The organism is Moraxella sp. CTOTU47579, assembly GCF_032004885.1.
GTDB lineage: Bacteria > Pseudomonadota > Gammaproteobacteria > Pseudomonadales > Moraxellaceae > Faucicola > Faucicola tetraodonis.
On record NZ_DALZOJ010000004.1, the window covers coordinates 62,399 to 74,194 of the forward strand.

Annotated in this window: 13 protein-coding genes; 10 read left to right on the forward strand and 3 right to left on the reverse strand. The window is 42.6% G+C overall.

Annotated elements, in window-relative coordinates; genetic code table 11:
* Positions 1-7: 7 nt before the first annotated feature.
* The 9 genes from RTP55_RS03950 to RTP55_RS03990 all read left to right on the forward strand — a co-directional run bounded on the left by RTP55_RS03950 (position 8) and on the right by RTP55_RS03990 (position 6,939).
* Complete coding sequence (locus RTP55_RS03950; protein WP_312384363.1) at positions 8-526, forward strand: hypothetical protein; 519 nt, start codon at positions 8-10, stop codon at positions 524-526.
* Positions 519-830, forward strand: a complete 312-nt coding sequence (locus RTP55_RS03955) for a hypothetical protein (RefSeq protein WP_128682292.1) — start codon at positions 519-521, stop codon at positions 828-830. Before RTP55_RS03950 ends, RTP55_RS03955 begins: the two co-directional genes overlap by 8 nt.
* Before the next feature lie 130 nt (positions 831-960).
* Positions 961-1,410: a CHC2 zinc finger domain-containing protein gene (locus RTP55_RS03960; protein WP_312384366.1), complete on the forward strand. Its 450-nt coding sequence runs from the start codon at positions 961-963 to the stop codon at positions 1,408-1,410.
* A complete protein-coding gene (locus RTP55_RS03965; protein ID WP_312384368.1) occupies positions 1,403-3,400 on the forward strand; it encodes a DUF3631 domain-containing protein in 1,998 nt (665 codons plus the stop codon). Before RTP55_RS03960 ends, RTP55_RS03965 begins: the two co-directional genes overlap by 8 nt.
* 340 nt (positions 3,401-3,740) lie before the next feature.
* Positions 3,741-3,866, forward strand: coding sequence for a hypothetical protein (locus RTP55_RS03970; protein WP_264755016.1), 126 nt, complete (start codon positions 3,741-3,743; stop codon positions 3,864-3,866).
* Between the two features lie 331 nt (positions 3,867-4,197).
* The gene (locus tag RTP55_RS03975) at positions 4,198-4,686 is read left to right on the forward strand and encodes a hypothetical protein (RefSeq protein WP_312384370.1); all 489 of its coding nucleotides are present in this window, start codon (positions 4,198-4,200) and stop codon (positions 4,684-4,686) included.
* A gap of 28 nt (positions 4,687-4,714) precedes the next feature.
* Positions 4,715-4,969: a hypothetical protein gene (locus tag RTP55_RS03980; protein WP_312384372.1), complete on the forward strand. Its 255-nt coding sequence runs from the start codon at positions 4,715-4,717 to the stop codon at positions 4,967-4,969.
* Positions 4,966-5,214: a hypothetical protein gene (locus RTP55_RS03985; RefSeq protein ID WP_050324271.1), complete on the forward strand. Its 249-nt coding sequence runs from the start codon at positions 4,966-4,968 to the stop codon at positions 5,212-5,214. The genes RTP55_RS03980 and RTP55_RS03985 overlap by 4 nt, the downstream gene beginning before the upstream one ends.
* A gap of 522 nt (positions 5,215-5,736) precedes the next feature.
* Positions 5,737-6,939 (forward strand): ammonium transporter, encoded by a 1,203-nt coding sequence (locus RTP55_RS03990; protein ID WP_312384373.1) that lies wholly within the window; start codon positions 5,737-5,739, stop codon positions 6,937-6,939.
* Between the two features lie 114 nt (positions 6,940-7,053).
* On the opposite strand, the gene RTP55_RS03995 is transcribed toward RTP55_RS03990, so the two are convergent.
* Both RTP55_RS03995 and RTP55_RS04000 read right to left on the reverse strand, forming a co-directional pair.
* Positions 7,054-8,913 carry a monovalent cation:proton antiporter-2 (CPA2) family protein gene (locus tag RTP55_RS03995; RefSeq protein WP_312384375.1) on the reverse strand — a complete coding sequence of 620 codons (1,860 nt, stop codon included), beginning with the start codon at positions 8,911-8,913 and terminating at the stop codon, positions 7,054-7,056.
* 17 nt (positions 8,914-8,930) lie between these two features.
* On the reverse strand, positions 8,931-9,683 hold the full coding sequence (locus RTP55_RS04000; RefSeq protein ID WP_312384376.1) for a hypothetical protein: 753 nt from the start codon (positions 9,681-9,683) through the stop codon (positions 8,931-8,933).
* Positions 9,684-9,955: 272 nt separating this feature from the next.
* Here RTP55_RS04000 and RTP55_RS04005 point away from each other — a divergent pair, with 272 nt between their 5' ends.
* Positions 9,956-10,657, forward strand: a complete 702-nt coding sequence (locus RTP55_RS04005; protein ID WP_312384377.1) for an IS1 family transposase — start codon at positions 9,956-9,958, stop codon at positions 10,655-10,657.
* Between the two features lie 150 nt (positions 10,658-10,807).
* Here the strand turns inward: RTP55_RS04005 and RTP55_RS04010 are convergent.
* A partial coding sequence (locus tag RTP55_RS04010) for a cation diffusion facilitator family transporter (RefSeq protein WP_312384379.1) occupies positions 10,808-11,796 on the reverse strand: 989 nt, incomplete at its 5' end.

Below are 11,796 nucleotides of genomic sequence, written 5' to 3' on the forward strand. Positions count from 1 at the left end.
CAGAATTATGAACCGGTATAAAGACACCACCTACAACCCAAACACGCTAGAAACGCTTAAAAATGGGCAAATTGACACTAGCACAAAGGTAACTTTACTCGATATGGTAAAAAGCATATTACTAGCGGTTTTGATGATTGGTTTATTGCTACTCATTAGCAGTTATCATCAAGCCCACCCAAAAAATAACTTGCAAAGTGTGGCGGGCGTGATTGATAATAAAGACCTCTCAAAATCACATAGCGGACAAGCCAGCCGTTACCCATTGGCTTTTTTTGTGCCTAAATTTCGCTTACTCTCTCAAAGTGGCGATAATAAAGCACAAATCCACCCACCCCAATTCACAGGGGTAAACCGTCATATCATGCCAGCATTGGCAGCCGTTTATGATGGGGTGACATTGAAAAATAAGCCAATAGGCGAATATTCAAGGCGGTTCTATGTGACCGAGAGTGAACCCCATCACCCTATGACTTTTCATAGTGTGGTATTAACTCAAAACTACATAGGAGGCTATCATGCCTAAGTCAATCAATACCCTTTTACCACGCCCACAAGCAACCACCCAAGCCGAACTACAAAATCAGATTGATAGCTTGAACGGTGATATTTACGACAATCTAACCTTGCATAGTAGCCATTTGGAAATGCTATTCAAAATGGTAAGAACTGCTATTGATGATTTAACCAACGATAACGCACCACATCACGCCATTTCACAGGCTAAACAATCGTTACTCATTGCCCAATACTTAATTGATGAATTTGATTATTGTATTCAAAGCATGATTGAAGCCCACCCATTGTATAAAGCGGAGGGCAAAGTTTGAATAAAACCAACAATAACAGCAGTAAAAATAAGGCGCGTCATGCGCTTTATTTGCTTAAGTGGTGCAGATGTACCAGCCACGACACAAAACGCTCACAGCGCAAAATTAAAGCCATTGGCAAGGGGTTAAGATGAGTAATCTTACTACAAATGAAAAAGCCCACACCGCTACAGACGGCATGGACTTTGAAAAACAAAATAGCATTGGACAGCAAACAAGCAAGCATAATGTAAACCAAGCGGCAGACAATGGCAAGCACAAAACCAACATATTAGCCCAAATCTTAAACCGCCCCAAAAATCAGAAGTTTAAAGGCAAAAAGCAATTTAACCCTAACAAACTACCCAAGCCCCAAGCGTTTTATGCACGTTTCAGCATTGCCATAAAGGTGGCAGGCTGGAACATGGCGAAATGCCCATTTCATGATGACAAACACGCCAGTTTATCGGTTAACGGTTCTCACGGTGGCTATGTATGCCACGCTTGTGGCGCAAAGGGTAGCTTAATCGGTTTTTACATGGCAATGACTAACAAAGATTTTAAAACCGCTATGACTGATTTAGGGGCGTATGATGAATAACGAATTAATCAACCGTGATTTACTACTACAAGCCATTAAAGCGGTAGCGGGTAAAGATAAAAAGCTAATTAGCATGGGCGCAGGCGTGCGTGATATCACCGCCTTTTACCCCTACTATGCAGACAATCAAGAATTGTTTGTTAAGGTGCGAATTGATAAAGATGGCAGCAAATGGATAAAGCCATTCTATTATGATGGGAACTGCTACCGATTAGGCGAACACCCAGCCACCAAAGACCCAAACTACAAAAAGCCCTTGTATCATCAACCATTGCTAGATGATACGGTTTATATCGTAGAGGGTGAAAAATGCGTGCATAGCTTGTTAGAAATTGGCTTGACTGCTACCACCACAGGCGGGGCAACGTCAATTAATCAATGCGATTTAACCCCACTACAGGGCAAGCGGTGCATTGTATGGCGTGACAATGATAAGAGCGGGCAAGATTGGCAGGCAAACCTACTGCAAGCCTTAACTGCCTTAGATATCGCCTATGATGTGATTGATGTGGACAAGGTGCAGTTACCCACAGGCGAACCTATGCCAGCAAAAGGCGATTGTTACGACCTAATACAAGCGTATTTTGCAGATGGGCAGGACAGTAGTGGCATTATTGAGATTATCCAAACCTTGCCCACTTATCAGCCGCTTACCAGCATTGAAACCACCGCCAACCCATTGGCAGATGATGACCCATTGCAGGAACTAGAAAATAAAAAGCAGCAATTAATCGCTTGTATTCAAGAACTGGCAAAACTTGATGATATTAAAATTACGCTTGCATTGGGTGAAGTAGCAAAACGGTTTGGCGTGAGCAAAGATAAAATCTTAGCATTAGTGAGCGAGCAAAAGCAGGGGCAGCTTGTGGCAGAAATAGAACCCTATCATGAGCCAGTAACGCATGACGAAATATACACCGCCCTTTATTCATTGGTTCATGAACACATGGCGATAGATGAGCCGTTAAAGGTGGCGTTTGTGTTATGGGTGATATTCACTTATTTAACCGATATTAGCGATTTTGCCCCGATTGCATGGATAACCGCACCCGAGAGGCAATGCGGTAAAAGCACCCTTTTAGGCTTGTTTGAGCGTGTTGTTAATAAGCCGATGGCATTTAATAACATTACCCAAGCCGTGCTATATCGAGTAATGGAACAATTTAAACCTACCTTACTTATTGATGAGATAGACACCAGCCTAAAGGATAAAAACGAGTTATTAGGCATTGTTAACGCAGGCTATAGCAGACACGCCAGCAACGTACCCCGCATGAACCAAGACAAGGGCGGTATTGTAGAAAAGTTTGATGTTTTTGGGGCGAAAGTATTTAGCGGCATTGGTGAGATGAAAGGAACTTTTGCCAGCCGTGCCATACGTTTTGAGTTAAGGCGCAAAACCAACAGCGACAAGGTTAAACGCTTTAATAAGCGAACCTTACCGCATGAAACCACCAACGAAATACAAAGCAAGGTTAAACGGTGGGCAGTAGATAACCGCCAAGCGGTGCAGGCAGTACAAACCCCACTACTACAAATCAATGATAGGGATTTTGATAATTGGGAAATACTGCTACAGATTGCTACCGTATTGGGTGTATATGACAAGGCGTTACAGGCGTGTTTGATTATCTGTAATCGCAAAGATGAGCCGAGCCTTAACGAAATGCTACTTTCAGATATTAGAGAAGTGTTTACTACTGAACGCATTAAAAGCGTGGATTTATTGGCCAGGTTAAATGCTGATGATGAAAAATGCTGGAGTACATTTAAAAATGGTTCGCCAATGGATATTTATCAATTAGCTACTAAATTAAGAAAGTTTGGGATAACGTCAAAAGGCATGAGAGTAGCAGGCGAACCAGGAACAGTAAAAGGATATGAAAGGGCGGATTTTGTGAAAGTATGGGCGAATTATTTGCCACCGCAGGAACTAGAACAAAACCCATTTTTAACGCCTTTTATTGATAGCCCACAAAAAACGGCATAGAAAATGGTAACACGGTAACAACCTAGTATTATCAAGGCTTAGAGCGATTTTAAAGCGGTAACATTTTAGATTGATGTTACCGTTTTTAATTGTCTGAAACCCGCCACCCATGCGGATTGTTACCATGTTACCGATTTTGTAGGGTATTTTAGAGCGCATATTGTTTTTAGATAATATTTTAAGATTGGGCAGGCATGATGGGGTATGGTGATTTTAGCCATGCCCTTTTTCTTTGGTCAACACTTCAAAGCCAGTATTATCAAGGGATTGAGCCTAAAAATACCCCAAAAAATGCTAATATTGGTCAACACCTCATTAAGCACACCACCACGCCCACCCATTGCCCCATATCGCCACGTTAAGCCATTGGATAGGCAAACCCACCACCGACACCACAGGCAAGCTAGAGAAACCGCCCACGCCAAAAATGGCGAAAGGATATTTTGCCTTTCGTTATCAACCATAGGCGCAAAGGTAGTTTTTCATAAATTTGTGAAAAACCTAAACCAGCAAGCCAGCCATGTTTATATGAACATACCAAGCCTAAGTATAGGACTGTCGAAAATCAGACATACATAGCGGCATAGTCATTTTAACCATACCCAAAACTGAACACCACCACAGCCACCAAGCCAGCAATAACAAGCCATTGGCAAAAAGTGAACACCAAACCGAACAGCAAAGCCGAACGATAGGCGGGCATGATTGATTTAACAAATGACTGTAACAGCCCACTGTTAAAGATACGCAACACTGATGTATGATAAAATACACTAAATTTGCTTAATGATTTAGATATGGGAAAACTAGCCACAGCTCACAGCCTTAGCGATTATCCAAAGATGACGATTACCAGCGTTAAGCACAGGCTAGGACAACACGCCAAAGCAATCCACCTTGATTATTCTTTTAGGGGTAAGTCATACGGCTATGATGTTGGAATTACCACCTCATCATGCCATTACGGTAATTATCGCTATTGGTTTAATTGTCCTAACTGCAATAAACGAGTAGGCGTTTTATATTGTGCAGGGGTTTATGTATGCAGGCATTGCATTGGTGCGAACTATGCCACCCAGTTAATGCAGCCGATTGATAAACTATTTCGCAAAGTGGCAAAGATTAGACACCGCCTACAGTGGCAGCAAGGTATAGCAAACGGACATGGCAGCCGCCCCAAAGGTATGCACCGCAAAACCTATGATAGATTAGTCAGTGAGCATGACCGCATAGCCGACCACTTGCTAGGGCTTGAATTAGAATGGGTAAGCAAACTTAAACGCTAATACAGCAGATTATAGGAGTAATGAGCAAATGAAATTACCCAACCTAAACGACCTTATCGCAGATTTACAGCTTGCCAAAGATATAGCGATTAGAAACGAGAACGCCAACAGCCTTGTAACTGCTACCCTTGCACAAGCTAAGTTACTTGGACTAGATAAGCCAGCGAAAGAGCCAGCGCAGCAGATTGATGTTAATGTAAGTTATGTTACCCCACTACCCGACAATTTAGCCGAATTATCAGCCACTGAACTAGCAAAACTTTATTTTGAGGTCATGCAATGAAACTAGATGATATTTTGCAGGAATTGGAAGCCGCTAGACAAATGGCGATTGAGGAAAGAAAGCCAGCGTCAATGATACAAGCAAGTATGGCAAAGGCTAAGTTACTTGGATTGGATAAAGGCGATACATTGACGATTAAACACAATGAGCCGCCAGTATTCAACATTCAGCCAGTGCGACCAGTAACGCAATGGGAAAGAGATGAGTTTAGAGAGATAGCAAAAGAAGTTTTAGCAAAGGTTTAACGAGTGGTTTTTTGATTGGCGAACCACTACAATAATTTCGTAGTGAGTTTTTACACACATTAGGCGGTAGAGTTTTCGGACAAGTTAACCCTACTTTTTGCATACGTTAGGCGGTAGAGTTTTCTGCACAGTACGAGCAAGGACTTTTTAGACACGTTAGGCGGGCATGATTTTAGCTAGTTACAAAAAATAAATTCTATCTAAATTCATCAAAAATTTTAGTAATTGGCTATTAAATTGGCTACTAAAAGAAATTTAATTATTTAAAAATATATTATTATCAATAACTTAATTATAATTAAAACCGCCTAAAATTAGGCTGTTTTTTTTATCAAAAATTGAATTGTTAATTTTTGTAAATATTGGCAATGATTTTGCATACAATTGCCAGCTTGTCGATTGACCGCACGTCGTTGATGCCTCGGTTAGGGGCAAAAAGGGATAGCGGTTAAAAAGATTTATTGCTTTAGCAAGCGTTTTTAATTTTGCCTAAGTGTTTGACCATGTGAGTGAGGTGTGTTAATGCAGCAGCCAGTTTTGCATTCAAGTTTAGATGTGTTGTTTTTATTGATTGGGTCAGTGATGATTCTAGCGATGCATGCAGGTTTTGCGTTTTTAGAATTAGGGACAGTCAGGGCAAAAAACCAAGTCAATGCACTCGGTAAGATTTTGGGCGATTTTTGTATTTCCACCATTGCCTATTACTTTATTGGCTATCCACTTGCGTATGGTATCAATTTTTTTCATAGTACTGATGTTTTGTTGCTCGGCAATGGCTATGAGCTGATGAAGTTTTTCTTCTTACTGACTTTTGCCGCCGCAATTCCCGCTATCGTATCAGGTGGGGTAGCAGAACGTGCCAAAATATTGCCGCTTTTTTTGGCGACCTTTGTAATTGTGTCTTTCTTTTATCCTGTGATGGAAGGGGTGGTATGGAATGGCAATTATGGGTTGCAAGGTTTTTTTGCGTCGCTATTTGGGGTGCAATTTCATGATTTTGCAGGTTCTATCGTGGTGCATGCGTTTGGTGGTTGGATAGCCTTGGGCGCGGTGTTGTTGCTTGGTGTCAGACGTAACCGCTATAAACACGGCTATGCCAGTACCCATCCACCGTCATCTATTCCGTTTTTGGCATTGGGTTCATGGATTTTGATTGTCGGTTGGTTTGGCTTTAATGTCATGTCGGCACAAAAAATCGGCAATATCTCAGGACTAGTAGCTGTCAATTCGCTGATGGCGATGGTGGGCGGTACTTTGGTGTCGATGATAGTGGGCAAAAACGACCCAGGTTTTATGCATAACGGTCCGTTGGCAGGTCTGGTGGCAGTGTGTGCAGGCTCGGATATCATGCACCCTTTAGGCGCCTTGGTGGTCGGTGGTATCGCGGGCGGGTTGTTTGTATGGTTATTTACCTTTACCCAAAATCGTTTAAAAATTGATGACGTACTTGGCGTATGGCCGCTGCATGGGGTGTGCGGATTGTGGGGTGGGATTGCCGTGGGTATCTTTGGGCAACATTGGCTTGGTGGTCATGGTGGCGTGAGTTTTTGGGCGCAGCTGCTCGGCAGTGTGATGGGCGTCCTTTTTGCGACAGCGACAGGATTTTTGGTGTATGGGATTATCAAGCAGTTCATGGGACTACGTTTAGGCGATGAAGAAGAGTTTAATGGCGCGGATTTGTCGATTCATAAAATATCCTCTACCTTTGATCGTGATATGTTTTAGTGATTTGATTTTTGGCCATTTAGGTTCTAGCTATTTAGATTTTAGTTATTTGGTTGAAAAAAGGCAATCGTGAACGTGATTGCCCTTTTTTATTGTTTAATGATTCGTATGTGGCTAATGGGGCTTGGGTTCATCAGCCAATTTTTCAAACCGCTCTTTTTCTTTATGGAGTTCATTTTTCGCGGTGGTCATATCGCTATCGAATAAGCTTTCGAGTTCTTGAATCGCCGATTGTGCTGAGGCAATCATCTCTGCTTCATCTTCATAGATGGCGCGCTGCCGTTCAATCAATGCGTCATCATAATCGCGGAACATTTGCACGGTTTTTCGTGCGGTTTTTGGCTCCATGCCCAATACTTCCAAGGTTTCGCGTGACATATCCAGCGAAGATAGGTAGGTTTCTCGCCAAATATACTTAACCCCCGCATCGCGCAAACGATAATAATGCTCACGGTTTTTGGCACGTGCCAAGATGGTCAGATGCGGATAATTGCGTACGGCATAATCGGCCACCGTTGCCGACAGCTCGATATCACCAATGGCAATAATAAAAACTTTGGCTCGTTGAAGCCCTGCTGCGCGTAGGATTTCAGGATTTTGGGGATTGCCATAGTATACTTGGTTACCAAATTTGCGGACGAAATCGACTTGGTTGGCAGATTTTTCAATCGCGGTAAATTCAATATTGTGCATACGTAGCACACGACCGATGATTTGCCCGACACGTCCAAAGCCTGCAATCACCACCGCGTGCTCATGGTTGGGTATTTTGTCGTATTCTTTACTGGGCTTAGCTTTGGCAAATATCGGATTGCCAATTTTTTCCAGTAATAAAAATGCCAGTGGCGTCATTGCCATTGAGACAGTCACCACAAGGTTTAGAATATTTTGTTGTTCACGGGTTAACAGATGCTGGGCGGTCGCCACGCTAAACAGTACAAAGGCAAATTCCCCGCCTTGTGCTAGCGTTACCCCAAGACGGATACTGCTTTCGTTTTTGTTGCCCATGAGCCGCGCAATGATTGTCAGCACCACAAACTTAATGAGCATCAGCAATACTGCCAAACCAATGATGAGAAAGGGCTTGGCGACAATTAATTTGACGTTGGTAAGCATACCGACTGACATAAAAAACAGCCCAAGCAGCAACCCCTTAAATGGCTCAATACTTGCCTCTAACTCGTGGCGGTATTCGGAGTCAGCCAGTAGCACCCCGGTTAAAAATGCCCCAAGTGCCATTGACAAGCCTATATAATTCATCAATAGCGACACACCCAGTACGATAAACAACGCCGTGGCGGTGAGCAGCTCGGTGGCGTTACTAGAGGCCACGAACTTAAAGAAAGGACGTACCACAAACCGACTGACAAATATCATGCCAGCAAAAATACTGATGACTTTGGCAAAATAAATCCAATCGTAATTTTGCTCTTGCGCGCCCGACAAAAATGGCAATGCGGCAAGTAAAGGAATAACCGCGATATCTTGAAACAATAAAATAGTAAAGGCTTGTTGACCATGCGTGGTGGCAAGCTGCTTCTTTTCACCCAATAACTGCAACACAAACGCCGTAGATGACAGCGCCAAGCCAAAACCGATGACAAAACTATTTGATAGCCGAATATCTAAAAAATACCACGATAGCAGCATCAGCACCACGCCCGTGACAATCACCTGCAGCCCGCCTAACACAAAAATCTGTTGCCTAAGTGCCCAAAGCCGAGAGGGCTGTAGCTCTAAGCCAATAATAAATAATAGCAGCACGACCCCAAATTCAGAAAAATGCAGCAAGTCATCGGGGTTACCCGCAACTTTCAAAAAACTTGGACCCAGTAGCAAACCGGTAAACAAATAACCCAATACCGTGGCGATACCAAAACGCTTTGCAAGCGGTATCAAAATCACTGCCGCACCCAAAAAGATAGTTGCGTCAAGCATCATAGAACTATCAGCACTGGCGGCAAGCACAAACATACAAAACCTCAATATTTTTAATTTTTGACAAAAATTTTCCAAATCCCGTTATCGGCAATCGCATTTTTATAGGCGTCATTGCGTTTCTTACGGGGAGTTTGCCGACTGTCCACCACTTTAAAGTCTGCTAACGTTTGAATCACCAAACCTGTGCGATAAAAACGAATCCGTTCAGGCTCTAGCAATTCACCTTTGGGATTGCGACAAAACACATAAGCACGTAAATCAATAAATTCACGATGCGCCACCAGCCGCACGTCTTCGCCTTTGGCTAAGGCATTTTCCATCGCCATCAACTGGGCATCCTCATACGGACCGCATTTTTCAACCAGTGCACCCACCGAGCCAAAATTTTTGGACTCTTTGGCTTTGGTACGGGTCAAATGTAGTTTTTGCACATGATAAATAAACTGCGGTATCTCAAGGCTTGCGGGTAATGGCAGATAATCAGGCGGCAATCCTGCCGAAGGATAAAACGCTTTGGCGCGATCAATCAAAGCTTGCCAGGTTTGCTCATAGCTTTGCACCTCTGCCAAATTGCCTGCATAAATAGGCAAATCTTGAATTTGGGTCAGATAGGGCGGCGGAAAAAAATTATCCCGAAACTGGGTAATATCTGCTTGCAAGGTGGACAGCAATAACTTGACCTGTTTTTTATGCGACTTTTCATCAACCAGTAATGCTGAGGGATTGCCATTATCTGAGTCTGAGCCATCAGATTGGGTGAGATGCAAGTTGGGTGCCACGAAAGGTGCAGAACGGTGTGTCATACGCGTTTACCTCCAGTAAGCTAATGATTTTTATATAGATTTAATAGAAACTTAATATAGATATTAAATACAGATGTTTAATTATTTGGCAAACGTTTAGCAAGCGTTTAGCAAATAAGGCTTGCCACAGCAGCGTGCTGATTCATCCTAACATATTTAGCCTAAGTAATGCGCACAATTAAGCAATTAATCGTAAGAAGGTAGTGGTTTGAAAAGTATGCTGAAGTATAAATAAAAAAGACAGCTTGAGAAAAAGATGATAATTTGAGGTTATGAAGACACAAATTACAATCAAATGCCCAAGCTGTCTAAGTTTCAGTATAAAGAAAAATGGATGGAAAATCTACGGCAAACAGAACTATCAATGTAAAGACTGCCATCGGCAATTTATCCATGACAGTGAACTAAAGTATAAGGGATGTCAAAGTTTCATTGAAGACAAAATTCGCTTAATGTTAGTTAGGGGATGTAGCATTGCTGACATTGTAGCCATTGAAAAGGTTAGCAAATACAAGGTTCTAAGTGTTCTAGTACAATCTAACTATCAGATAAAACCAAAGAGGCGCTATTATCGTCGATTGCAAGTCGATGAATTTTGGACGTATGTGGGTTGCAAGAGAAACAAAGTGTGGCTGGTCTATGCTTACGACCCAGATACCAATGAAATTGTTACCTTTGTATGGGGTAAGCGTAATTTAACAACAGCAAAACAGCTTAGAGCAAAGCTTCAAGAGCTGGGTGTTAATTTTGGCTATGTTTGCTGTGATAACTGGGATAGTTTTCTGACCGCTTTTGATTTTGATTTTAAAAATGTTGGCAAATACTATACGGTCGATATTGAAGGTAATAATAATCTTTTTAGGCACAGAATGAGGCGAGCTTTTAGAAAAACTTGCTGTTTTTCCAAGAAGCTCATTAATCATTTTAAGGCTTTTGATTTACTGTTTCACTATGTCAATTATGGCTGGGTCTAGTGAACATACTTTTTAGACCACAGCCCGTAAGAAAAGTTAAATAGCCAAAGCCATTCAAACTAAAAATCCAAAATTACAACAACCCAAAAACAAAACCAATGATGCTCAGCGGCAGCACCGATTTTTTGGCACCTTAGGTCAAAAAGTCGGTTAGTGCGCGTGCGCATGGACAGGGGGTGCGCTAGTAATATCACAATTAAACTGCGCGGAGTGCGCATGCAAATCACTCTCAAATTGAATGGTACTGTGCCCAATGCCTAAATGCTGTAACTCATGCTGTAAGTCTGATAATAGCGCATCAGTTTGCTGCAGGGTCAGCGAGCTTGGAACGATGATATGACAAGATAAACTATGTAAGCCGCTGGTAATCGTCCAAACATGTAAATCATGAACCGATAACACGTTTGGGTGGGCAGAGAGGGTTTTGATAATAACGCTTTGGTCAATATCATTGGGCGCGCCTTCCATCAAGATATGGGCGGCGTTTTTGACGACAGCATAGCCACTGCGGACAATCAGTAGCGCCACCAAAATACTCACTGCCGCATCTGCCCACACCCAGCCAAACAGCATAATCACAATAGCAGCAATAATCGCAGCCACCGAGCCTAGCAAGTCACTTAATACATGTAAATAAGCGCTTTTCATATTGAGATTATCGGTATCACCACCGTGCATCAGTTTGACCACCACCAAATTGACGATAAGCCCAATAGTACTGATAACTAGCATACCCGTGGTGGCGATTTGTGGCGGCGCTTCAAAACGCAGTACCGCTTCATAGATAATACCTGCACTGATAATCAGTAGCGTTACCCCATTGATGAGCGCAATCAAAATCTCAAAACGGCGATAACCAAAAGTTTTATGAGAGGTAGCGGATTTTTTACCGATGATAAACGCAAACAAAGTCATGGCAAGTGACACCGCATCACTAAACATATGACCTGCATCTGATAACAACGCCAAACTGCCGGTAATATAACCGCCGATGACTTCAACAATCATATAGCTTGCAATGATGGCAAACGCTATGGTGATGATACGCTGATTATCGGTATGGCTGTGACTGTGACTGTGACTGGGGCTGTGGTCAGCATCCTCATGGCGGTGATTGTTGCCATGACCATGCGCATTAG